Genomic DNA, 24,007 nt, shown 5'->3' with positions numbered 1-24,007 from the left:
TGGCCGAGGCCGATGCTCAACAGTCATCAGGCATGGCTGTACTGCCTGAGTCCGCGCCGTCTCCGACACCTCCGCAGGAGGCGGATGGGGCCTGGCTCCCAGCGGTTGGAGCCCGAGGATCCCGGTCCCCAGGAAGCAGGTGCCGACGAAAGCACCGATCGGGTTGAAGCGCCCGGATCGGAGGACACCGGGAAAGACCGAGGCGAACGTCGGGAGGAGCAGGGTGTCGGACGTCAGCTTTTGCCCGGTGAGTGTGACGTCCTCTCTGCGATCAGCTCCCGCCACGGGAGCCATTGACCACCCTCGCCCTTCACCAGCAGCTCGGTGCAGTCGGCACCCCGATGCGGCTTGTTGCTGACTCGAGCGGGGCGAGACTCCGTTCCACGCCCTCTCGGAGCGGGATCCGCAGGCCTCTGCCGGGCAGCTGACCAGAGCTTCAGCGCCGGGTCAGTCGCAATGCGGTGTCGACTCAGGTCGGCCGCCTGTGTCCCCCCGAAGCAGTGCTAGAACGATTTGGCAAACTCTTGCCCTCGCCAACAAAATCGATTTAGTATCCCGTCCCCGCAACAAGGTGCGGGACCAAGGAGGTTGCCGCCGATGTCGACCACGGAGAGTGCCGCCGCCCGGCCGTTGAGGACATTCCCATGGCCGGAGGGCCTGCCTCGGGCGGACCGATGTCTGGTGATGGGCATTCTCAACGTGACGCCCGACTCCTTCTCCGACGGCGGCCTGTACGCGCGGACGCGGCAGGCGGTCGACCGTGGGCTGGACCTGGCCGCCCAAGGCGCGGATATCGTCGACGTGGGCGGTGAGTCCACCCGGCCGGGAGCGCGGCCCGTGGCCCTGGCCGAGGAACTGGCCCGGACCGTCCCGGTGGTGCGCGAACTCGCCCGCGCTGGGGTGTGCGTGAGCGTCGACACCATGCACGCGCCTGTGGCCCGGGCCGCTGTCGAGGTGGGAGCGTGTCTGATCAACGACGTCAGCGGTGGCCTGGCCGACCCGGGCATGGGACCGGTGGTCGCCGCGGCGGGTGTCCCGTACGTCGCCACGCACTGGCGTGCGCCCAGCCGGGAGATGGACCGCCATGCCGACTACGGTGACGTCGTCGCCGATGTCACCGTCGAACTCGACGCGCGGGTACGGCAGTTGACCCTCCAGGGGGTCGACCCGGCCCGCATCGTCCTCGACCCTGGACTCGGCTTCTCCAAGCGGACCGAGCATGACTGGACCCTGCTGGCCGGCCTGGGGACTCTGCGGCAACTGGGTTTCCCGCTGCTCGTCGGTGCGTCGAGGAAGCGGTTCATCGGTGCGGCCCTCGCGAACGGGGGCGCCGGTGATGTGCCGCCCGGAGGGCGCGACTCGGCGACGGCCGCCGTCTCCGCGCTCGCTGCCGCAGGGGGCGCGTTCTGCGTTCGCGTGCACGACGTCCGCGCGAGCCTGGACGCGGTTCGCATGGCCGCCGCGTACGCGGCGTCTCGACTGTGACGGGCCGCCCGTGGAGCCCATGAGCGCCTGTGGCGTGCATGTGGCGCACGCAATGCATTCGTAACGCCGTAGTCACCGGAACGAGGGTGCTGCGCTAACGTGCTTAATCGATCTAGTTTGCTTCGGGCATTCCGAAAAGGAGCCGCAAATGACCATCCCCTCCCTCCAGGACGGCATCGACAAGGCCGGATCGGCGATCAATCTGCTGTGGAAGCCGGACGCCGAGCCGTGGACCCCCGAGGTGGTCGCGCGCGAGTACGTCGGCTGGCGTCAGGAGCAGACCGCCTGGCACGAGGGCGTGGCTCTGCTCAACCTCTCGCACCACATGTACGACATGTGGATCGAGGGCCCGGACGCCACGCAGGTGCTGGCCGACCACGGCGCCAACAACTTCGAGAAGTTCGCCATCGGCCAGGCCAAGCAGTATGTGCCGGTCACCCGCAACGGCCACATCGTCACCGACGGGATCCTCGCCCGTGAGGGCGAGAACAAGTACCTGCTCAGCGGCATCCCGGCCGCGCAGCACTGGGTGCAGTACCACGCGGAGAAGGGCGGCTACGACGTCGGCTTCGTCACCGACCCGTCCTCCGCCTTCCGCCCGGGCGGTGGCGACCCGAAGCTGTTCCGCTACCAGATCCAGGGCCCGCTGGCCGCGGAACTGGTCGAGCGCGCCTTCGGCGGGCCGCTGCCGGAGACGAAGTTCTTCCACTCGACCGCAGTCACCCTGGACGGACGCCCCATTCGCGCCCTGCGCCACGGTATGGCCGGCCAGGCCGGCTTCGAGTTCATCGGCCCCTGGGAGCACGCCGCGTACGTCCACGAGAAGTTCCTGAAGACCGGCGAGCCGCTCGGCCTGATCCAGGTCGGCGCCCTGGCGTACGCCACGCCCAGCGTGGAGAGCGGCTGGATCCCCTCGCCGGTGCCCGGCATCTACACCGACCCGGACCTGCTGGAGTACCGCAAGCAGCTGCCCCTGTTCGGCATCGAGGGCAAGCGTCCGCTGAACGGCAGCTACTTCCGCGAGAACATCGAGGACTACTACGTCTCCCCGTACGAGCTGGGCTACGGGAAGATGATCTCCTTCAATCACGATTTCCTCGGGCGCGACGCCCTGCTCAAGGCCAAGGACGAGCCGCTGCGCACCAAGGTCACCCTCGTCCTCGACGCGGACGACGTCCGCACCGTGATCGGACAGGGCGAGGACCCCGGCTTCGTCCTCTCCTACGCCCGTCAGCGTGTGGAGAGCGCCGCAGGTCTGGTCGGCACGACGATGCAGAGCGCGTCGATCGACCCGGTGGGCACCGTCCTGGCGCAGACCCTGATCGACGCCGATCACGCGGCGCCGGGCACCGAGGTGACGGTGGTCTGGGGCGAGCACCCCGGTGCCGGCACCGACCCCGAGGCCGACCTCGGCTTCCCCCGCATCCGTGCCACCGTGCAGCCCTCCCCGTTCAACCAGCACGCGCGCACCCTCTACCGCCGCGACCGCTGACGACAGCCGACCGCACGCGCATCGCGCCGGCCCTCCGCGCCCTCGTGACGGCGCGGGGGCGGCGCAGGGCCCTCACCTCTGCCTCAGCGGTGCCCCGGGTGCCCAGGAGACGCCCCCGGACGAGAAAGCGAGACGAAAGACGATGACTCCCGCCAGTACGGCACGAACAGCGGTCAGCACATCACTACTTGAGGACTTCTCCCTGGAGATGACGGGGAAGGACGTCCCCAAACTGGAGGAAGCCGGCGACTCCATTCCCCAAGGCACCCGGATCAATGTCACCTTCCTCGGCAACGAGGACCTGCAGATGCGCCTGGACGCGGCCCGGGTCGTCAAGCGGCTCGGGTTCGTGCCCGTACCGCACATATCCGCCCGTCGCCTCGGGTCGAGCGACGACTTCGAGCGCTTCCTGGCCGCGCTGCACGCCGACGGAACGTCCGACAACGTGTTCGTCGTCGGCGGGGACCCGGCACACCCCGAGGGCCCCTACGCCGACTCCCTGTCCCTGATCGACACCGGGCTGCTGCAGGAGTACGGAGTCCGGCACGTCAGCATCAGCGGATACCCCGAAGGGCACCCCGAGATCGACGGCACCACGCTGTGGTCCGCGCTGTGCGACAAGTACGCGGCACTCACCGCGCAGTCCCTGGAGAGCGGCATCATCACGCAGTTCGGGTTCGACGTCGACCCGGTGCTGGCCTGGGTGGAAGAGGTTCGGAGCCGCGGCATCGGGGCCCCGATCAGGATCGGGGTGCCCGGTCCCGCCGGGGTGCGCCGGCTCATGTCCTACGCGGCCCGTTTCGGGGTCGGGACCAGCGCCTCAGTCGTCAAGAAATACGGCTTCTCCCTGACCAACCTCATGGGTACCGCGGGGCCGGACCGTTTTCTGCGCGACCTCGCCGCGGCCCACGATCCTGGCCGCCACGGCGAACTGAAGATCCACTTCTACACGTTCGGCGGACTCAAGGCCACCTCTGAGTGGGCCGCCCGCTTCCGGAAGGAAGGCCTGGCATGACCCTCACGCAAGACGCCCCGGCCCGCACCGCTCCGAGCAAGCCGCACACCCAGCAGGCCTCGCTCATCGTGCAGGGCGCCGACGCGACAGGCATCGTCGCCGCCGTGACATCGGTCCTCGGCGCCCACGGCGCCAACATCGTCTCCCTCGACCAGTACTCCGACAACCCGCAGGGCGGCGCCTTCTTCCAGCGCACGGTCTTCGGCCTCGACAACCTCCGGGTCGCGCTGCCCGCTCTGCGGACGGACCTCGACCAGCACCTCGTGAACGCGTTCGGGCTGAGCTACACACTGCGTGATCTGTCCGTGCCCAAGCGGGTGGCGATCTTCGCGTCGAAGTCCGACCACTGCCTGCTCGACCTGCTCTGGCGCCACCGGCAGGGCCAACTCCCTGTCACCGTCGCCATGGTGGTCTCCAACCACCCCGACGTGGCCGAGGAAGTCCGCAGTTTCGGCATCCCCTTCTTCCACGTGCCCTGCCAGGGCGCGGACAAGTCGGTCGCCGAGGCGGAGCATCTGCGGTTGCTGCAGGGCAACGTCGACTTCGTCGTCCTCGCCCGCTACATGCAGATCCTCTCCGGCGACTTCATCGAACAGGTCGGCGTGCCGATCATCAACATCCACCACTCCTTCCTGCCCGCCTTCATCGGTGCCGGTCCCTACGCCAAGGCCAAGCAACGCGGCGTGAAGCTGGTGGGTGCCACCGCCCACTACGTCACGCAGGACCTCGACGAGGGGCCGATCATCGAGCAGGACGTCGTCCGCGTCACCCACGCCCACACCGCGACCGACCTCACCCGTCGTGGGGCCGACGTGGAACGCGCCGTCCTCTCCCGCGCCGTGCTGTGGCACGCCGAGGACCGCGTCATCCGCGACGGCAACCACACCATCGTCTTTGCCTGACGGCGGGACTCGGGACATCCCGCGGACAGGGATACCGCCCGGTGCAGGGAGTAGGCGGTCTTGTCGTGCGCCGCATCCCGTTCGGCCGAGCCGGCCGTTGCGACGGCCGGCCGGTCACGGCGCCGTACAGCCGCAGTCATGGTGACAGCACACCAGCCCCCTTTTCACCCGGGCGAATCGTTCCTCATCACAAGAAAGCGGTTCGCCACCATGACCACCACGATCAACGGCATCAGCATCGCTCAGCGGATCCGCTCACAAGTCGCCGAGGAGGTCGCCACAGCTGCGGGTTCGGGGAGGATTCCCGGGCTGGCGACCATCCTCGTCGGCGACGATCCGGCCAGCGCCGTGTACGTTGCCGCGAAACGGCGCGCCATCGAGGAAGCCGGCATGCGCGACTTCCACCGCCACCTGCCCCAGCACGCCACCCATGACGACGTGGCCGCGGTGATCGACGAACTGGCCGCCGACCCGCAGGTGTCCGGCATCCTGCTCCAGCTCCCCCTGCCCCGGCAGCTAGACGCGGCCGCGCTGATCGACCGTATCCCCGTCACCAAGGACGTCGACGGCCTCACCACCGCCAGCGCGGGCCTGCTGGCCCGCGGGGAACGTGGCCTGCGCCCCTGCACACCCAGCGGTGTCATCGAACTCCTCGACGCCGAGGACGTTCCCCTCAAAGGCGCCCGCGTCGCTGTGGTCGGCTGGGGCGAACTCGTCGGCAAGCCCTTGACCCACCTGCTGCTGCGGCGCGGAGCGACCGTGACGGTCGCCCACGAATTCACCACGGACCTCGCGGCCGTCACCCGGCCCGCCGACATCGTCGTGGTCGCCACCGGCGTCCGCGGCCTCATCGGTCCCGAACACGTCAGGCCTGGCGCTGTCGTCATCGACGTGGGCATCCACCGCACTCCCTCCGGTCTGAGTGGCGACGTCCGCTCCGCCGAACTCGACGGCATCGCCGGTCGCATCACTCCGGTCCCCGGCGGTGTGGGTCCCATGACCATCGCCATGCTCATGGTCAACACGCTGCGCGCGGCGCAATGGGGTGCCGAACACGAGGCCGTCGTGGCCTGAGCGCTCCGCGCGGTGAAACCCCACCGCTCGCTGCACGGCAGGCCACATCTCAGGAGGTGAGGAATGGAGCGGTTCCCTCCCATGGCGCTTCTCGGCGGGCATCTCGCAACCGGTCTCGTCGACGTCACCAGCGATCCCTCGGCGCTGGATTCCGAGGGCTTCTGGGCTGTCGCGGCCACTTTCGAGGGTCGCCTGACGTGCGCCCGGTTTCGCGACGTGCGACCGGTCGAGGGCCGCGGTCTGCCGGCGTCACGGTGGCGCGGGCCGGATGCCCGGACATGGTCCACTTCGCTCGACCGCATCGCATACACGAACGGGGTGACACGTATCCGCGAGCACATCGCTGCGGGTGAGGTCTACCAGGCGAACCTCTGCCGGGTCCTGTCCGCGCCGGTCACGGCGGACGCCGATGTCACAGCGCTGGCCGGACTGCTGGTGCGCCACAACCCGGCACCCCACGCCGGCGTCATGCGCATCCCGCGGTACGGCATCGAGGTGGCCACCGCCTCCCCGGAACTCTTTGTGCGGCGGGCCGGCAGAGACATCACCTCGGGCCCGATCAAGGGAACCGGCCAGACCGAGGCGGACCTGCTGGAAAAGGACTACGCGGAGAACGTGATGATCGTCGACCTGGTCCGCAACGACCTCGGCCGCGTGTGTGTTCCCGGTTCCGTGACCGTCCCCGATCTGTGCGCAGTGGAAAGGCATCCAGGGCTCGTGCACCTCGTGTCCACGGTGAGCGGGCGACTGCGCGACGGTGCGGGCTGGCCCGAACTACTGGCAGCGACGTTCCCGCCCGGATCGGTCACGGGGGCTCCCAAAGCGAGCGCCCTGCGGATCATCGCCACACTCGAGAAGTCGGCGCGCGGCCCCTACTGCGGCGGAATCGGCTGGGTCGACGCCGACCGCGGTCGCGGAGAGCTGGCCGTCGGCATCCGCACCTTCTGGATCGACCGGTCCGAAGGACTCCTGAAATTCGGCACGGGAGCCGGAATCACCTGGGGCTCGGAGCCCGAGCGAGAGTGGCAGGAAACCGCGCTGAAGGCGCGCAGGCTGCTTTCCATCGCATCAGCGGAACGTCCGGGCACGTTTTCACGGCACGACCTTCGGACGGAGTGGCCTTCTTTCGGACAATCCACCGGCGCCGACTCCCTGAGCAGGGGTTGGCGCTGACGGCAGATGCGGGATCCTGAGGCAGGCTGCGTTCAGACGCGCACTCGGACTGGGTGCCTCCGGCCCGAGTGCACCTGGGGCTGCCCTGCCCGGATCGACGACGTACCTCTTCGCCATGATCGCGGGTGCCGCTCTCGGCACGTGTCTGGGGCCCACGACGACCTGGACGGCGCGCTGCTCCTCTTGGCGGTGGTGGAGTGCTCGCCCTTGTGGCATCAGCGGGGGAGTGGGTGCGGCCTGCTCGGCCCTTCCCGGTCAGATCGAGGTGAACGAGGTGAACCTGCCGACGGCCAACCTCGGACGACCTGCCCAAAGGGGCTGTCGGCACGAGCCGGGGTCGGCATCTCTTCCGCAACCCCGGTAACCGGCGCCGCCCACGCAGGTGCACGGCGGGCAGGTGCGGGCCGACGGACGACGTGGGCACACGGGGCCTTTCGAAGGGAACGGATCCTCAGCCCTTGACGGCGGAGCTGGCGACGCCCTGGACGAACCACCTCTGGAAGAAGGCGAAGACGATCAGGACGGGCAGGACGAGCAGGACGCCGAAGGCGAGCGTCTGGCCGTAGTCGGGGGGCAGTTGGGCCTGGAAGACACTCATCTCCAGGGGAAGGGGGCGTACCGAGGGGTCGGAGACCATCAGGACCGGCCAGAGGAACGAGCCCCACTGGGTGAGGAAGGTCAGGATCGCGACGGAGGCGAAGGCCGGCTTCGACATGGGGACGACGATCGCGAAGAAGGTGCGCCAGGGGCCCGCGCCGTCGATGCGGGCGGCTTCCTCGATGCTCGGCGGGATCGAGCGGAAGAAGGTGTGGAACTGGTAGACCGAGAAGGCGTTGGCGATGAACGGGAGCGCCAGGATGTAGAGCGTGTTGCGCTGGTCGTTGAACATGTAGAAAAGCGGTACGGCCACTGACTCGAACGGGACCAGCATCAGTAGCAGGACGAGGGTGAAGACGGCGTTCCGGCCGCGCCACTTCAGCCGTGAAAGTCCGTACGCCGCCATCGAGTTGACGAACAGGCCGCCCGTCACCACCACGAAGGCCAGCGTCACCGAGACGCCCATGAAGCGCCAGAAGTAGCCGGTGCTGTCGGAGTTGAGACTGTCGAGGACGGCCGTGTAGTTGTCGAGGGACAGGTGGGTGGGCAGGAAGCCGGCCAGGCCGTTGAGTACTTGGTCGGACGGCTTGAGGCTGCCGACCAGCAGGTAGAGGACAGGCAGCACGAAGATGAACGCCAGGACGGACAGGACGGCGTAGTCGAGGAACCGGCGCAGGGGTGTACGGGTGAGGCCCGTGTTGGTGCTCATGGTCAGTCCTCGTTGTCGGGCCGGACGACGCGGCGCTGGACGATGGTCAGGGCGACGACGATCAGGAAGAAGACGACGGTGATCGCGGACGCTTGGCCGATGTTGTTCTGGTCGAAGGCGGTGGTGACGGCCTGGTACATCACGGTGCGGGTGGCGTCCTCGTTGAGGCCGCCGCCGCGGATGAGGACGTAGACCTGGTCGAAGACCCGGAAGGACAGCACCGAGGTGAGCATGGCGACGAAGACGAGCGTGCCGCGGATGCCGGGCAGGGTGACGTGGCGGAACTGCTGCCAGCGGGAGGCCCGGTCGAGTTCGGCGGCTTCGTAGAGCTCGCCCGGGATCTGCTGGAGGCCGGCGAGCAGGATGACCATCTGGAAGCCGACGCCCTGCCAGATGGACAGCACGATGATCGAGGCCATCGCGGTGGCGGAGTCGCCGAGCCAGTCGAAGGCACCCCAGTTGCCGAAACTCAGCGCGTGCAGCGCCGAGTTGAGCATGCCCTGGTCGCTGCGGGCGAGGATGAGCCGCCAGATCACGGCGACCAGCGCCATCGGGAAGACCACCGGCATGAAGAAGAAGGACCGGAACAGTCCGATCGCCTTCAGCTTGCGGTTGAGCAGGATGGCAAGGCCGAGCGCCAGGGCTGTCTGTACCGGTACGACGACCACGGCGAAGGTCAGGTTGTTCAGCAGGGCCCGCAGGAAGGGGCCCGACAGGTCCGGGTCGGTCAACAGCCGCCGGTACTGCTCCAGGCCGAAGAAGGACGGTGCGAGCGGGGAGCCGAGGCGGACGTTGTAGAAGGAGAGGACGACGGCGTAGCCGAACGGGATGCCGACGAAGGCGATGAGTCCTGCGACGGCGGGCGTGGACATCAGCAGTCCGTGCAACCAGTCGCGGTTCTTGCGCACAGGGCGCACGGAGCGCGCCGGACGCGCTTCTCGCGCGGGCTTGGCGGCGGTCACGGGTGGGGCCTTCTCCCGGGCGTGGGGCGCGGGGTGCGCCGGATCGACGGATGTCACGGGATGGTCCTGTTCCCGGCCGGGGGCGGGCGTGGCACAAGCGGGCCCACCCCCGGCCGATGCTCCTACGGGATCTTGTAACCGGCGTTGTCGGAGAAGTCCTGGTCGATGGCGCGGGCGGCCTTGGCCAGGGCGGTCTTCGGGTCGGCGCCGCCGTAGACCGAGTTGAGGGCCTCGCTGAACTTCGCGGTGACGGTGGGGTATCCGGCGGTCACCGGGCGGGTGACGGCGACGCAGGACTTGCTGATGTCGCTGTCGCCGCACGGCTTGGCAAGCTGGTCGGCGAAGAGCTGGAGAGGGCCGCCCTGCTTGTACAGGGAGCTCGCGGCGAGTGCCGTCTTGGTGGCGGGCGGGGCGCCGTTGGCCGTCGTCATCGCGGTGACGTTGGTGTCGTTGAGGAGGTAGTCCATGAACGTGCCGGCGGCCTTGGCGTTCTTGCTGTCGGCGCCGATGCCCCACGCCCAGGAGCCCTGGCCGGTCTTGGGGCCGTTGCCGAAGTCGGGCAGCGGCAGCACGACGAGGTTGTCGCCGAGGGCCTTGCTGTAGGTGGGGTACATCCAGTGGCCGACCCAGCTCAGGGCGACCCGGCCCTTCGCGAAGGCGTTGCCGTCGGTGTTGGGATCGACGTACGTCTTCCAGGACTGGAAGGTCTTCAGTGCCGACACGACCTTCGACGAGTCGAGGACGCCTTCCGCCTTGCCGTCCTTGAGCAGCGAGCCGCCGGCCGACCAGACGATCGGGGCGAAGCCGTAGGTGCCCCACTCCGTGGCGAAGCCGTTGTTCTCCTGGACGTCGAGGGTCTTGCCGTCGGAGTCCTTGGCCTTCAGCGCCTTGAGCGCGGCCGTGAACTCGTCCGCCGTCCAGGCGCCGTCCAGGCTCGTCGGGTACTTCACCCCGGCCGCGTCCAGCAGCTTCTTGTTGCCGTAGATCCCCAGCCCGGAGTCGTACATGCCCAGGCCGTAGTGCTTGTCGCCGATCTCCCCCTGCGCCTTGCTGGCGTCGGTGGCGTTGGCCATCGTCTTGACGGAGACGTAGTCGTCGATCGGGGCGAGCTTCTTGTTGTAGACGAAGTTCGCCATGGTCGGGCCGTCGAACTCCATCACGTCCGGCAACTTGGACGCGTCAGTGGTGGTGATCGTCTTCGTGTAGTCGTTGGCGGGCAGCAGCGTCAGCTTGACCTTGATCTTGCTCTGCGAGGAGTTGAAGGACTTCACCGCGGCCTGCAGCGCGGCGTCCTCGCTCTTCTGGCCCTGGTGGGCCCAGACACTGATGGTGCCCTTGCCACTGCCCGCCTCCGCGGAGGCGCCGGTGCCGCCACCCCCGCCGCAGGCGGCCAGTGCCGCCAGGGGCAGGGAGAGAGCCAGGCCCGTACAGGCTGTGCGGCGGTACTTTCTGCTGGTCGAGCTCATGGTGTGTGCCTCCGTGCTGTGGCGAGGGTTCGTGGTGCGGGAGTGCTTTCGAGGCGTGGGGGAGTGGGGCTCAAAAAAGAGGGCTACTGCGGTCCGCGCGGACGGGGCGGGGCGGTGGTCTCGCGCAGGACGAGGCGGGTGGGCATCTGGACGTGTCCCGGGGATTCGGCTTCGGGCTCGTCGAGCTGGCACAGCAGCAGCCGGGCGGCCTCCGCGCCCTGCTCGGCGACCGGCTGGGCGACGGTGGTCAGGCCGACCACGTCGGAGAGTTCGTGGTCGTCGAAGCCGACGACGGACACGTCGTCCGGTGCCTTGAGCCGGTGGCGGCGCAGGGCGCGCAGGGCGCCCATCGCCATCTCGTCGGACTGCGCGTACACGGCCGTCGGCGGACGGGAGGCGGCCAGCAGTTCGGTCATCGCCCGCTCGCCGCCGTCGACGGTGTAGTCACCGTCCGCCTCCAAGGCCGGATCGTGCTCTATCCCGGCGTCGGCCAGGACGTCCAGGTAGGCGTTGCGGCGCTCGATGGGGGTGGTCCAGTGCAGCGGCCCGCTGGACCCCGAGATCATGCCGATGCGGCGGTGGCCGAGGTTCACCAGGTGTCGTACGGCAATTTCGGTGCCCGCCCGGTCGTCGATGCCCACGACGGTGAAGCCGGGCCGGGCGCCGCCGACCGTGGTGGCCAGCGGCACCCCCAGTGAGCGCAGCGCGGCCGACTCCTCCTCGTCAGGGATGAGGAGCGACAGCACCGCGTCCACCCGCTTGCGGATCGGCAGCCTGGTGAAGAAACGCTTCCGTGTCTCCGGCGAGCCCAGGTTGTACAGCAGTACGTCGTACCCGGCGGCGCTGAACACCTTCTCGGCGGAGTCCAGCACCGTGCCGAAGAACCAGCGGCCCACGTACGGGACCAGCACGCCGATGGTGCAGGTCCGGCCGCTGGCCAGGCTGGAGGCGGAGCGGGAGGCGGTGTAACCGAGCCGGGCGGCGACGGCCTTGATCTGGTCCCGCACCCCGTCGGAGACGCCCGGGCGACCGCGCAGGGCGCGGGACACGGTGGACGCGGAGACGCCGGCCTCGCGGGCGACATCGTTGATGCTGGCCGTCACGGCTCAGTTCCTCCCGTTGATTTCACGTCGGTGTGATCTGTGGGTGACGTGACCGTAAACCTGCCCACCTTGTTGCGCAAGCGTTTGCGTTCATATTTACTTGGGCCGATCTCAAAATGAGTCCGTTTTGATCGATGGACAGCGCATGCGTTTGGGCGCTGTGAGCCGACAGGAACTGCCCATGCGATACGCCCCACCCGGCCTCTGCCTGAACGACTTCGCCCTGCTCCGGGACGAGGACGGCACGTACGCGGTGCTGCATCTGCAGGGGCCCTGGACGGCCGCGTTCGACCACCTGCGGATGGAGACCTCTTTCGGCCGGGCCACCTCCACGGATCTGGTGGGCTGGCAGCCGCAGGGGCCTGCGTTCGGGGTCGGCCTGCCCGGCCGCTTCGACCACCAGGCGGTGTGGACCATGCACCCGATCCGGCACGGCGACGGAATGGCGATGTTCTATACCGGCGTGAGCGGACTGACGCCGGGCGGCTGGCCACTCCAGTCCGTCGGCCTCGCGTTCTCCGACCGCACCGACGGCACCGGTTGGCGGCGCCACGGCACCGGACCTGTCGTCGAGGCGGACCCGCGCTGGTACCGCACTGGGGACCAGATGGGCTGGCGCGACCCCTTCGTCGTACGCGACGACGAGAGGGACGGTTGGGTGATGGTCGTCTGCGCCAACGACGCCTCCCTGCCCGTCGATGCCGGCGGTTGCGTCGCCTGGGCCATCTCCGACGACCTGGAGCACTGGACCGTCCACCCGCCGCTCATCTCACCCGGCGACGTCGACGAGTTGGAGTGCCCGGTCCTGGAGCGCCTTGATGACGGAAGCTGGCTGCTGATCGGCTCCATCGGCGCGACCCGTGGCTTCGAGTCGTGGACGGCCCCTCGGTTGCGTGGCCCCTGGACCCGCCGCGGCCCTCTCGGGCCGACCGGCTCCTACGCCCCACGCGTCATCGCCGCCCCCGACGGTTCCCGAGTCGTGTTGCACACCACCCCCCGCCAGGCCGGCCTCACCGACACCGGGGAGCGCTGTCGGGGCATGCTCGCCCAGCCCAAGTCCCTTGTCGTACAGGGTGATTCCGCACCCCGCCTGGAATGGTGGCCCGGCCTGGAGACCTGGCTCGGCGAGGAGACGGACCGCCCCGCCCTGCACGCGGTCGGCGACATCGGCATCGCCGGGCCCGTCGAGATCACCCTCCGCACCGACACCACGGACGGCCCCCGACCAGCCCTCGCCCTCGGCTGCGACGGCAAGAACATCTGGATCACCGGCCCCGACGGCAACCGCCTCGGCGAGACCGTCCTGACCGAACCCGCCACCACCCTGCGCATCCTCACCATCGGCGAATACGTCGAGGTCTACGCCGACAACGTCTTCGCCCTCACGGCCCTGTCCTACTCCGGGAGCCCCGCCCCGTGGACAGCCGTCACTGAAGAGCACCGCCGTACGATCCCGGTACGCCCGATCCGGCTGCCCGACCCCCACCGCGACGACGCCTCGTCCGTCTGGCCCGGACCTTGAGTGACGCGCGGGAACCCGCTCACGGGCCGTTTCCACGACCGAGTCCTGCACGCGCCGCCACCCCGGACGGAAGACCGAAGGTTCTCGACGCCGACGCCGGTTCCATCGGCCACCACGCCGGAAGCGTCTGGGCCCACGACACCGCCGTCGCCGTACACGGCCTGGTGCGCGCGGGCTTCCCCGGCCATGCCGCTCGTCTCGCGGAGCGGCACCTGCCTTCGACTTCCGGCTCCCCGAACCGTTCGCCGGCACACCTCACTCCTCGACCCGCCGCCCCGCGCCGTACCCGGCCTCCTGCCGCCCGGAGGCATGGCCGCCGCCGCATCCATCACCCTGCTCCAGGCCCTGCCCGGTATCGAGGCGGACGTGCCCAACCGACTCCTGACCATCCGGCCGGTCATCAGCGGGGTGACATCCCGTTCGGTGACAGGGCTGTCCGTGGACGGTCAGCCGCTCGGCTGCAGTCCCTCCGGCCGGGCCCGTTCCACCGGAATCGCGACCAGTTGCTCGTCAGACACGGACGCCTGCTGCCCGGACAGGGCACTCCCGACAGGCTCCACGGTCTCCAACTCCACGGCGGTGTCGGTCACTTGACGTCTCTCCCATGATCGTCGGATCCGCCGTTGGATCTACACTCCCTCGGCGGACTGCGCGACCCGCGCTCAGGACCGCAGAGGGCAACGCTCCCGCGTGGTCCTCGTGAGGACAGTCGCGCGTCGCGTGACCGAACTGGTACCACCGCCCTTCCCCGCACGGGCACGACGACTCGGCGAGGACTTGGAAGGCGCTCTGCCTGCACTTCGGTGAGCGGCACCCGCAAGCGGGCAGCGTCACCGACGTGCTCGTCCTGATCGTCACCGTGGTCGTGGTGGCGGTGTCCATGCCCGACCACCTCGTACGAGCCATGGTCCGGATCAGCGGCCGGTGATTCCCGCCCGGACACCCCAGAGGGTCGAGCCAGTCAGGGTGGCTTCAATCGGCAGGAGCCAGATCGACAGGGCCGGGCGAGGCCTGCAAGGCAAGAGCGAGGTGCTCGAGATAGCCGCGCATGAGTCCGACGAGGTCGAGGCCGCCACCGCTGAGTACCCACTGGAGCTGCAATCCGTCGCTCATGGCGATGTAGCGCCGGGCGACTGCCTCATAGTCGATGTCGACTCTGAGGAAGCCCTGTTCGGCGGTGCGGCGGAACTCTCCCGCGATCGCCCGCACCACTTGGTCGTAGTGCGTGGCGTACAGGTCGTGGGCGCGGCTGGCGGGGCCGGCGGCCTCGGCCGACATCAGGACGAACAGTTCGATGAGTCCCGGTTGGGTGACCATGCGCTCAGTGATGCTGAGCATCACGCGGAAAGGGCGGGTGCCGTCGTCGGGGCGGGGCGCTTCCCCGGCCCAGGCGGCGAGCAGCTTGAAGCGGCGGTCGGCGACCGCGACGAGCAGGTGCTTCTTCGTGGGGAAGTGATGCCGCAGTCCGGGCTCGCTGAGGCCGACGTCCGCAGCGATCTGGCCCATCGACGTGCGGTGATAGCCGGCCTGGGCGAAGCGCTCGGTGGCGGTGTCCAGGATGGCCTCCTGCCGGGCACGGCCCACTGCGTAGCTTCCGGTTCTTCTCTGCCTCGGCATGGCGGTATCGTATCCAGCCATAAAAACCATTGCCCTGATGGTTTTTACGGCCTACGCTGACCCGGCCGGCGACCGGACCGACGGGTGATTCCGGTCGAGTCGGGTAACACACCCGCCCTTCGCGGCACCGTTGCCATGAGAGAGCGAGGACGCACATGGACCAGGTGCGCCGCCGGAGTTTCAGGACAGATCGCCCGTCCCGCCCCCGAGGCCGTTCCGCTTGATCATCACGTTTCTCCAGGACCTCGGAGGTCGACCATCCCAAGGCCGGGGACTGGTCTACGAGCCACCGCAGGGCCGGCCTGCTGCTCCGCACTCGGCGGCACCTCTGCCGACGGACAGGGGCAGGTCGGCGGTTCGCAGGTCCTGGTCCTGGGTCAGTTCAGTGCCCTGTTCTTCGCAGTGCGATTCGCCCACAGCACGGTGGTGAACGGCCCCGCCTTCCACTCCGACATCGGCTGCAGCACGGCCCGGCATCCGGGCGGCCTGCTCGGCCTGGGAATCCTCATGCTCGTTCCGCCGGCCGCGGTCGCAGCACACTGAGCCTTCTCGGCTCACCGAGCACCACCGTCCCCCACAGCGGCCGCACGGACACCATCTGCGCGGCGTACCGGACGGCCACCCACTGCCTGCGATGCACCTGAACGACGACAGAACAAACAACCCGGCCCTTGAAGGAAAGAGACAGGGGCCCTCGCCGGAAAGTCGACATGCCTCACCACCACTGGACCGCACAGGTGATCGCTGCCCCCTCGGCTGCCTCGGCCGCCGCCTCCGATTCACCTGGACCTGGCATATTGCTGCGCACCGGTTTCACCGTTCGCGGACCGGTGCGCGGTGCCCGCATGTTGATCACGGCCCTGGGCGTGTACGAGACGGAGCTGAACGGCACGGTCGTAGGCGACGTTGTGCTTCCCCCCGGCTGGACCAGCTATCACCATCGGCACCGCTACCAGACGTTCGATGTCACCGGGCTGTTGCGGCCGGGACCCAACGCCTGGGGCGCCCACCTGGCCGACGGCTGGTACCGGGGGCTGCTCGGCTTCAACGGCGGCACCCGCAACCTCTACGGCTCGCGCACCGGCCTGCTAGCGGAACTCCACATCACCTATGCCGACGGCACCACCCAGACCGTCATCACCGGACCCGGCTGGCATGCCGGCAGCGGACCGATCGTCGTGACCGGGCTGTACGAGGGCGAGACGTACGACGCCCGCCTCGAACAGCCCGGTTGGAGCGCACCGGGATTCGACGACTCCGCGTGGCCGCCGGTGCAGATCCTCGGCGGCTTCGATCCGTCCGTTCTCTTCCCCGCCGACAGTCCGCCGGTTCGCCGGGTCGAGGAGTTCGGACCGGTCTGCGTGAGCAGGAACGGCCAGGGGCGCATCGTGGTCGACTTCGGGCAGAACCTGGTCGGCCGGCTGCGCATCCGCGTCCGTGGCGAGGCCGGCCACACCGTCACGCTGCGCCACGTGGAGGTCCTGGAGAACGGGACTCCCTCCGCCCGCTCGCTGGGGGGCGCCGAGGCCACCGACCGCTATGTCCTGCGGGGCGACGCGGAGGCGGAGGAGTGGGAGCCCCGCTTCACCTTCCACGGCTTCCGTTACGCCGAACTCGAAGGCTGGCCGGGTGAGTTGGGCCCCGGGGACATCGTCGCCGTCGTCCTGCACAGCGACCTGCGCCGCACCGGCTGGTTCGCCTGCTCGGACCCCTCCCTGGAGCGGCTGCACGAGAACGTCGTGTGGAGCATGCGCGGCAACTTCCTCGACGTGCCCACCGACTGCCCGCAGCGCGACGAGCGTCTGGGCTGGACCGGCGACGCCCAGGTCTTCGCCCCCACCGCCGCCTTTCTGTACGACGTCCGGGACTTCCTCGCCTCCTGGCTGCGGGACCTGGCCGCCGAACAGGCCGCGGACGAGGGCGGTGTGCCGCCGGTGATGAGCCCCGCGGTCCCGCTGCGCTTCCAGAGCGCCCCGCCGCCGAGCGGCAACCGTCCCATGGCCGGCTGGGGCGATGCGACCGTCGTCGTCCCGTGGACCCTGTACGAACGGTACGGCGACACCGAGGTGCTCCGTGTCCAGTACCCGTCCATGCGCGGCTGGGTCGACAGCGTCGACGCGGTCGCCGGACCGGCTCATGTGTGGGGCGAGGGCTTCCAGTTCGGCGACTGGCTCGACCCGACCGCGCCTCCGTCGATGCCCCCGAAGTCGAGCACTTCCGGACCGCTGGTCGCCACCGCCTACTTCGCGCACTCGGCCCGGCTGCTGGCCCGTGCCGCGGAGGTGCTGGAGGAGAAGGACGACGCCGTGCGCTATCACGCGCTGGCCGACGAGGTGCGCGAGGCGTTCCGGGAGCGTTTCCATCGCGGCGGCGGCCTGCTCCACGAGGAGACCCAGACCGCGTACGCGTTGGCGCTGTGCTTCCGGCTGATCGACGACGACGCCGAACGCGCGCGAGCCGGTGCGCAGTTGGCCGCGCTGGTCGCCGCACGCGGCCACCGCATCGGCACCGGCTTCCTCGGCACCCCGCTGATCTGCGACGCGCTCACCGACACCGGCCACGTCGATACTGCCTACCGGCTACTTACCCAACGCGAGTGCCCCTCCTGGCTGTACCAGGTGGACAGTGGCGCCACCACGATCTGGGAACGCTGGGACGCCGTACTACCCGACGGCAGTCTCAACTCCTCGCCCCTGAACTCCCTCAACCACTACTCCTACGGGGCGGTCGCCGACTGGCTCCACCGCACCGTCGCCGGAGTGGCACCCGCCGGGCCCGGCTACCGCCGGATCCGGTTCCGCCCGCTCCCGGGGGGCGGCATCACCTGGGCCGACGCGGCACACGAGACGCCGTACGGCCGTGCGGAGTCCGCCTGGCGGATCGCGAACGGTGAACTGCGGCTGGACATCCTCGTCCCGGACGGCGCCACAGCCACCGTGGAGCTGCCCGGCAGTGCGCCCGTCGAGGCCGGCCCCGGCGGTCACACCTTCCGCACCCCCTGGCCCACCACCGCAGAGGACCTCCGATGACCGACCCGTCCTACCCCATCGATCCCGAACTCGCGCCGCGACTGGAGTTGGTCGCCCTGTTCGACTTCGCCGACCACGAGGCCGCTCGCGCCGGCATGATCCGGGGGCTGGTCTACCAGCCCCCGTACGAGCCAACCGTGCCGCTGACCATCCGGGACGAGCTGGTGCCTGGGCCCGCGGACGCGCCGCCCGTCGCGGTGCGCATCCACCGTCCCGCGGGCCAGGACGAGGTCCCGGGACTGCTGTACCTCCACGGTGGCGGATTCGTCCTCGGTGGGATCGCCACCTCGGACGCCGACGCCCGCCGCATGGCAGCGGAGACGGGAGCGGCCGTCGTGGTGGTGGAGTACCGTCTCGCGCCCGAGCACCCCTACCCCGCCGCGGTTGAGGACTGCTACGCCGCCCTGGAGTGGCTCGCCAAGAACGCGGCCGGCCTCGGCATCGACGTGCACCGGATCGGGGTCTTCGGGGAGAGCGCGGGCGGGGCCCTGGCCGCCGCGCTGACCCTCCTCGCCCGGGACCGGGGCGGCCCGGACCTCTGCTTCCAGTGCCTGCTCACCCCCGTGCTCGACGACCGCCTGCTCACCGAGTCGATGCGCGCATACACCGACACCCCGGGCTGGAGCAGGCCCGACGCCCAACTCAGCTGGGACCACTTTCTCGGAGAGGGCGTGCGGGGAGGGGACGGCGTGTCCTCCTACGCGGCGCCCGCCCGTGCCGAGAACCTGTCCGGACTGCCGCCCGCGTTCGTCGGCGCCGCCCAGTTCGACCCGCTGAGGGACGAGGCCATTGCCTACGCTCAACGGCTCGCGCAGGCTGCCGTGCTCACCGAACTGCACCTGTACCCCGGCACGTTCCACGGTGCCAACCAGGGCAGCCAGGCCACCGTGGCCACCCGGATGAACACGGACGTGATCGCCGGCCTCCGCCGAGGACTTCACCACCCGCGTTGAGCAGCACCTCCGGCGAGATCCGATGTCGCCCGGCGAGTGACGGGGACAGCGAGCTCCTCGCTCGGCACCGGCAGGTCGAGGGAATCAACCGCGGCGCCTTCAGGGCCCCATCCGCCGCGAATTGCCGCTCCGGTGGCTGGGGCCGAAGACCTCGGGGTGCACGGTCGCCTGAGTCGACATGAGTGTCCAGACAGCGATGCCCTGCCCACCTGGCAGCCGTAGATCCGGCCCTCTAAAGCGGGATCCCGCAGACGTCCATGCGAAGTTCCCCTGTCCGGTGCGGCCGCCGTGCAACGCGCTTCTCGTACTGGTGGCCGATGGTCGGCCGAGTCGGTCCCGGAAGCCTTCACGGATGTCGAACCGCACGAGCGAGGGCGGATCGGCTGATGTCGCTTCCGTTGTCCCCGAACAGCCGCCGCCCGACACGGGACCCGCTCGTCAGCCGTGCCGTGGCTCGCGTACCACCGCGACTTCTCCCGGTGCCAGCGTCACCGAGCCCGGCGTCGCCTTGCCGGTGAGGAGTTCGACCGCGTCCTCGGCGACCGTCACTTCCGCGCCGAGGCCCGAGTGGTCGATGAGGAACAGGTAGTCCGCGGACGGCGATCGGCGGCGCACCGCCTCGACGCCCTCCGGTGCCATGCGGACCGTTTCCACTCCGGCCTCGGTGTATACCGTGGTGATGAGGGACGTGAGGGTGGCTGGGTCCGGGTGCGTGGCCAGGTACCAGGCCGTGCCCTCTCCGTACGCCTTCCGGGTCACGGCGGGTATGCCTGCCAGCAGCCCGTCGGCGTACTCCGTCACCGCCTCCGCTCCCGCCAGGCGCAGTCGTTCCGACCACAATGAGCCCCTACCGCCCTCGCTGAGTCCGACCGTCTCGCCGGGTTGGAGCGGGAAGTACTCGTCCGAACTGACGCCCAGCACCTCGCGGAACGCTCCGGGATAACCTCCCAGCCGGACATGGCAGTTCTGGTCGACGGCTCCGCTGTGGAAGCCGACCACGAGGGTTCCGCCCCGCTCGGTGAACCCAGCCAGGTTCGCCGCACCCTCGTCGTCGACCAGGTACAGCCCCGGAACCAGAACCAGGCGGTACGGCGACAGGTCTGCGTCCGGGCGTACGAAGTCCACGGCGACGCCCGCCCGCCACAGCGGGTCGTACCAGGAGCGCACCAGGTCCACATAGCGCAGCTCGCTGTTGGGCTGGGCGGGGAATTCCAAGGCCCAACGGGCGTTCCAGTCCCAGGTGATGGCGACCTCGGCCGTGCCGGTACTGCCGCGCACCTCGGCCAGTGCCCTGAGGTCGGCGCCCAGTCGGACCACGTCCCGCCAGATCTGGCTGTCGGTCCCGGCGTGCGGAACCATCGCCGAGTGCCACTGTTCGGCGCCGGCCTTCGAGGCCCGCCACTGGAAGTAGGCGATGCCGTCCGCGCCGTGGGCCACGTGCGCGAGGGCGTTGCGGCGCAACTCACCGGGCCGTTTGGGCCGGTTGACGGTGTGCCAGTTCAGCGCGCCGGTGGAGTGCTCCATCAGGAACCAGGGGCCGCCCGCCAGTGACCGCATCAGGTCGCTGCTCAGCGCGATCTCGATCTCCGGTTCGGGGTCGGTGGACATCGTGTAGTGGTCGTTCGCCACCACGTCCAGCTCCGGCGCCCAGCGCCAGTAGTCGAGCGCGTCGGTGATCGCCATGAAGTTGGTGGTGACGGGAGTGGCGGGGGTTGCCTTCCGCACCACGTCACGCTCTGCCCGGTAGAGCGACAGCAGTTCGTCCGAGCTGAAGCGGCGCCAGTCCAGCAGATGGGACGGGTTGGGGCCGGCGCCGCTCGCCCGCGGGGGCAGGATCTCGTCCCAGTCGTAGTACCACTGGCCCCAGAAGGTGGTGCCCCACGCGTCGTTCAGCGCCGACAGGTCGTCGGCGTACCTCGCGCGCAGCCAGTCCCGGAACGCCGCCGCGCTGGTGTCGCAGTAGCAGGAGTTGTTGTGGCAGCCGTACTCGTTGTGGATGTGCCACATCGCCACCGCCGGGTTGTCGGCGTACCGCTCGGCGAGCGCGCCCGTGATGCGCAGGGCGGCCTCGTGGTAGGCGGGGCTCGACGGGCAGAGCGTCTGGCGGCTGCCGTACGACAGTCGGCGGCCCTCCTTGTCGACCGGCAGCGCCTCCGGGTGGGCGCGGTAGAACCACGCCGGGGGCGCCGCGGTCGGGGTCGCGAGGTCGGCGGCGATGCCGTTCTCGTGCAGCAGGTCCAGGATCCTGTCCATGCGAGAGAAGTCGTACACGCCCTCCGAGGGCTCCAGCAGGGCCCAGGAGAAGATGCCGACGCTGACGAAGTTGACACCGGCATCGCGCATGAGGCGCATGTCCTGGGCCCACACCTCTTCGGGCCACTGTTCTGGGTTGTAGTCGCCGCCGTAGGCGATGCCGGGGACGGAGAGGACGGGGTGTGTGGTCATGGTGCGGCTCCGGGTTCGGCAGAGTCGGTCATTTGGGTCGGGACGTGGCTGCGCCGGTCGAGGGCAGGGGTGTGCGCGAGGACGACGGCGCTGGGAGTCGCGATGTCACCGGCGGCCGCTCGTCGGACTCCTTCAGCCACGCGCAGCTCCCGCCCGGAAATCCGTGAAGGCTTCCGCGACCGCGGCGCCTTCGCGGACGAAGACCGGGATGCGTTCCAGCGGCGCGGAAGCGTCGAGGGTGGTGCCGCCTTCGTGGAGTTCACCGGTGGCGGTGTCGGTCCAGCGTGTGCCGGCCGGGAGGTGGACGGTGCGGCTGCGGGCGCCGGCCTCGGTGACCGGGGCGACGAGGATGTCGGGTCCGAGGAGGAACTGGTCGTCAATGGTCCAGGCATGCGGGTCCTCGGGGAAGCCGAAGAACAGGGGGCGCATGACCGGCGCCCCGGTGCGGTGTGCCTGTTCGGAGAGCTCCAGCAGGTAGGGGCGCAGCCGCTCGCGCAGGCGCAGGTGCGCGGTCAGGACCGGGTATGCCTCTTCCCCGTAGGACCAGACCTCGTTGGGCCCGCCGGTCATGTCCGCTGAGAAGGTGGGGTGGTTCGGGGCACGGTCGCCGTGCAGGCGCATGAGGGGGCTGAAGGTGCCGTACTGGAACCACCTGACCAGCACCTCCCGGTAGGTCGGGTCGGTGGGGTCGCCACCGAGGAAGCCGCCGATGTCGGTGTTCCACCACGGGATGCCGCTCATCGCGACGTTCAGCCCGGCCCGGATCTGCTGGGCGAGCGACTCGAAGGTGGGCTGGATGTCGCCGGACCACAGGGCGGCGCCGTAACGCTGACTGCCGGCCCAGGCTGATCGGACGAGGCTGAGCGGGCGTTCGTCGCCGGCCTCGGTCAGGCCGTCGGCGACTGCGCGGGCGACCAGCTTGCCGTAGAGGTTGCCCACCTGGACACCGGGGCCCGTCGAGTAGACCGCGCGGGCGGCCAGTTCGAGAGGCATGTCCGGCTCGGAGGCGTCGAGCCAGAAGGCGGAGACGCCGAACGAGCGGTAGTGCTCGCTCAGCTGTTGCCACAGGTGGCGGCGGGCGGCCGGATGGGTGGCGTCGAAGTAGGCCATCGGCTGGTGATCCGTGCCGTGACCGCGTGCGGGCCACGGGAAGGTCAGCGGGCCGCCGTGGCTGTCGCCGACGAGGAGTCCGGCGTCGCGCAGTGCGTCGTGGTTGCGGCTGCCGGGTTCCACGGTGGGCCAGACGGACACCGCCAACTTGACCCCGAGTGACTCCAGTTCCTTGATCATGGCATCCGGGTCGGGCCAGTCGGTGGGGTCGAAGCCCCAGTCGCCCATGTGGGTCCAGTGGAAGAAGTCGCAGACCATCACCGACAGCGGCAGTCCGCGGTCCTTGTACTCCCGGGCGACGGCCAGGAGTTCGTCCTGCGTGCGGTAGCGCAGCTTGGACTGCCAGAAACCGGCCGCCCACTCGGGCAGCAGCGGCGGGCGTCCGGTGGCCTCGGCGTATGCCTCCATGATGTGGGCCGGGGTGTCGCCCGCGGTGATCCAGTAGTCGATCCGGTGGGCCGAGTCGGCGACCCAGCGGGTGGCGTCCCTGCCCAGCTCGACCCTGCCCGTCGCGGGGTTGTTCCAGAGCAGGCCGTAGCCGCGGGAGGAGTGCAGGAACGGGATGGTGACCACCGTGTTGCCCTGGATCAGATCGATCACCAGGCCCTTCTGGTCCAAGCGGCCGTGCAGATGCTGGCCCAGGCCGTGTATCCGTTCGCCGTCGTATCCCTCGAAGCGCTGCTCGATGCGGTGGGTGCCGTCGGTCATTGGCAGGTAGGAGCGGGCCGGCGGGCACCCCTGGTAGGGGCGCTTGTCGGAGAGCAGCTCACGGCCCGTTGCGGTGTCCAGGAAGCGCAGCGAACCGTCCCCGTCGGCCTCCACGGTGAGGCGGCCGTTGACGATGCGGGCGCCGCCGTCGGCGTGCACGGCCACCGTGGCGGCACGGGCGGTGACGGGAACGTCCAGGGCGCCGGGAAGTGTGTCGTCCGGAGCCTGGCCCGGGCAGGCACGGACCCGTACCGAGTGCGGTCCCCAGGGCTCGATGCGGAGGACTTCGTGCGGGGTGCGTCGTTCGAGGACGCCGCCTTGTGCGGTGAAGACGGTCATGACTGGCATTCCTTATCGGATCAGGAAATTGACGGTGCTCGACGGTGACGGTCGGGTGCCGTTCCAGGAGCGGGGAGGACAGCCCGCGGCCTCTTGTCGGAGCAGCCCGGCAGCGGGGCCCTCTCGTCGACCGCGTCCTCGCCACGGGTCACCTGAGGGTTCGGGAGAGGATGCCGACGGAGTCGGCGCCGGCCCCGCGCGTGAGGTGCCTGTCCTGGGCCCACACCTCTTCGGGCCACTGTTCTGGGTTGTAGGCGGTGCCGGGGACGGAGAGGTCGGGGTGTGTGGTCATGGTGCGGCTCCGGG

At 69.7% G+C, this 24,007-nt stretch carries 19 protein-coding genes; 11 read left to right on the top strand and 8 right to left on the bottom strand.

Annotated elements, in window-relative coordinates:
* Positions 1-597: 597 nt before the first annotated feature.
* The 6 genes from folP to AB0I51_RS43045 all read left to right on the top strand — a co-directional run bounded on the left by folP (position 598) and on the right by AB0I51_RS43045 (position 7,141).
* Positions 598-1,485, top strand: coding sequence for a dihydropteroate synthase (gene folP / locus AB0I51_RS43070; RefSeq protein ID WP_362984091.1), 888 nt, complete (start codon positions 598-600; stop codon positions 1,483-1,485).
* Positions 1,486-1,633: 148 nt separating this feature from the next.
* Positions 1,634-2,977, top strand: a complete 1,344-nt coding sequence (locus AB0I51_RS43065) for an aminomethyl transferase family protein (RefSeq protein ID WP_362984089.1) — start codon at positions 1,634-1,636, stop codon at positions 2,975-2,977.
* A gap of 142 nt (positions 2,978-3,119) precedes the next feature.
* Positions 3,120-3,992, top strand: coding sequence for a methylenetetrahydrofolate reductase (locus tag AB0I51_RS43060; protein WP_362984087.1), 873 nt, complete (start codon positions 3,120-3,122; stop codon positions 3,990-3,992).
* Positions 3,989-4,894 (top strand): formyltetrahydrofolate deformylase, encoded by a 906-nt coding sequence (purU, locus tag AB0I51_RS43055; protein WP_362984085.1) that lies wholly within the window; start codon positions 3,989-3,991, stop codon positions 4,892-4,894. Before AB0I51_RS43060 ends, purU begins: the two co-directional genes overlap by 4 nt.
* A 210-nt stretch (positions 4,895-5,104) precedes the next feature.
* Positions 5,105-5,968 (top strand): bifunctional 5,10-methylenetetrahydrofolate dehydrogenase/5,10-methenyltetrahydrofolate cyclohydrolase, encoded by an 864-nt coding sequence (locus AB0I51_RS43050; RefSeq protein WP_362984083.1) that lies wholly within the window; start codon positions 5,105-5,107, stop codon positions 5,966-5,968.
* A gap of 63 nt (positions 5,969-6,031) precedes the next feature.
* Positions 6,032-7,141, top strand: a complete 1,110-nt coding sequence (locus AB0I51_RS43045; protein WP_362984081.1) for a chorismate-binding protein — start codon at positions 6,032-6,034, stop codon at positions 7,139-7,141.
* A gap of 451 nt (positions 7,142-7,592) precedes the next feature.
* Here AB0I51_RS43045 and AB0I51_RS43040 read toward each other — a convergent pair whose 3' ends face one another.
* The 4 genes from AB0I51_RS43040 to AB0I51_RS43025 form a co-directional block, all read right to left on the bottom strand.
* Positions 7,593-8,447, bottom strand: coding sequence for a carbohydrate ABC transporter permease (locus AB0I51_RS43040; protein WP_362984079.1), 855 nt, complete (start codon positions 8,445-8,447; stop codon positions 7,593-7,595).
* 2 nt (positions 8,448-8,449) lie between these two features.
* Positions 8,450-9,466, bottom strand: coding sequence for a sugar ABC transporter permease (locus AB0I51_RS43035; protein WP_362984077.1), 1,017 nt, complete (start codon positions 9,464-9,466; stop codon positions 8,450-8,452).
* A gap of 65 nt (positions 9,467-9,531) precedes the next feature.
* Complete coding sequence (locus AB0I51_RS43030) at positions 9,532-10,875, bottom strand: sugar ABC transporter substrate-binding protein (protein WP_362984075.1); 1,344 nt, start codon at positions 10,873-10,875, stop codon at positions 9,532-9,534.
* A gap of 83 nt (positions 10,876-10,958) precedes the next feature.
* Complete coding sequence (locus AB0I51_RS43025) at positions 10,959-11,978, bottom strand: LacI family DNA-binding transcriptional regulator (protein ID WP_362984073.1); 1,020 nt, start codon at positions 11,976-11,978, stop codon at positions 10,959-10,961.
* 181 nt (positions 11,979-12,159) lie between these two features.
* Here AB0I51_RS43025 and AB0I51_RS43020 point away from each other — a divergent pair, with 181 nt between their 5' ends.
* A complete protein-coding gene (locus AB0I51_RS43020; protein WP_362984071.1) occupies positions 12,160-13,500 on the top strand; it encodes a mucin-1 in 1,341 nt (446 codons plus the stop codon).
* Positions 13,501-13,809: 309 nt separating this feature from the next.
* Positions 13,810-14,094 (top strand): hypothetical protein, encoded by a 285-nt coding sequence (locus AB0I51_RS43015; protein ID WP_362984069.1) that lies wholly within the window; start codon positions 13,810-13,812, stop codon positions 14,092-14,094.
* A 378-nt stretch (positions 14,095-14,472) separates the two neighbouring features.
* On the opposite strand, the gene AB0I51_RS43010 is transcribed toward AB0I51_RS43015, so the two are convergent.
* Positions 14,473-15,117 carry a TetR/AcrR family transcriptional regulator gene (locus tag AB0I51_RS43010; RefSeq protein ID WP_362984067.1) on the bottom strand — a complete coding sequence of 215 codons (645 nt, stop codon included), beginning with the start codon at positions 15,115-15,117 and terminating at the stop codon, positions 14,473-14,475.
* A 402-nt stretch (positions 15,118-15,519) separates the two neighbouring features.
* Here AB0I51_RS43010 and AB0I51_RS43005 point away from each other — a divergent pair, with 402 nt between their 5' ends.
* The 3 genes from AB0I51_RS43005 (at position 15,520) to AB0I51_RS42995 (ending at position 19,099) form a co-directional block, all read left to right on the top strand.
* Positions 15,520-15,660, top strand: a complete 141-nt coding sequence (locus AB0I51_RS43005; protein WP_362984065.1) for a hypothetical protein — start codon at positions 15,520-15,522, stop codon at positions 15,658-15,660.
* A gap of 167 nt (positions 15,661-15,827) precedes the next feature.
* On the top strand, positions 15,828-18,146 hold the full coding sequence (locus AB0I51_RS43000) for a glycoside hydrolase family 78 protein (RefSeq protein WP_362984063.1): 2,319 nt from the start codon (positions 15,828-15,830) through the stop codon (positions 18,144-18,146).
* Entirely contained in the window at positions 18,143-19,099 is a 957-nt protein-coding gene (locus AB0I51_RS42995) for an alpha/beta hydrolase (RefSeq protein ID WP_362984061.1), read from the top strand. Before AB0I51_RS43000 ends, AB0I51_RS42995 begins: the two co-directional genes overlap by 4 nt.
* A 438-nt stretch (positions 19,100-19,537) precedes the next feature.
* On the opposite strand, the gene AB0I51_RS42990 is transcribed toward AB0I51_RS42995, so the two are convergent.
* The 3 genes from AB0I51_RS42990 to AB0I51_RS42980 form a co-directional block, all read right to left on the bottom strand.
* Complete coding sequence (locus AB0I51_RS42990) at positions 19,538-21,544, bottom strand: beta-galactosidase (RefSeq protein ID WP_362984059.1); 2,007 nt, start codon at positions 21,542-21,544, stop codon at positions 19,538-19,540.
* A 132-nt stretch (positions 21,545-21,676) separates the two neighbouring features.
* Positions 21,677-23,701 carry a TIM-barrel domain-containing protein gene (locus AB0I51_RS42985; protein WP_362984057.1) on the bottom strand — a complete coding sequence of 675 codons (2,025 nt, stop codon included), beginning with the start codon at positions 23,699-23,701 and terminating at the stop codon, positions 21,677-21,679.
* Positions 23,702-23,849: 148 nt separating this feature from the next.
* Positions 23,850-23,993, bottom strand: coding sequence for a hypothetical protein (locus tag AB0I51_RS42980; protein WP_362984055.1), 144 nt, complete (start codon positions 23,991-23,993; stop codon positions 23,850-23,852).
* Positions 23,994-24,007: the final 14 nt, after the last annotated feature.

Origin of the sequence: Streptomyces sp. NPDC050549 (genome assembly GCF_040655035.1) — a bacterium.
GTDB lineage: Bacteria > Actinomycetota > Actinomycetes > Streptomycetales > Streptomycetaceae > Streptomyces.
This window is presented reverse-complemented; position numbering and strand designations above follow the sequence as displayed.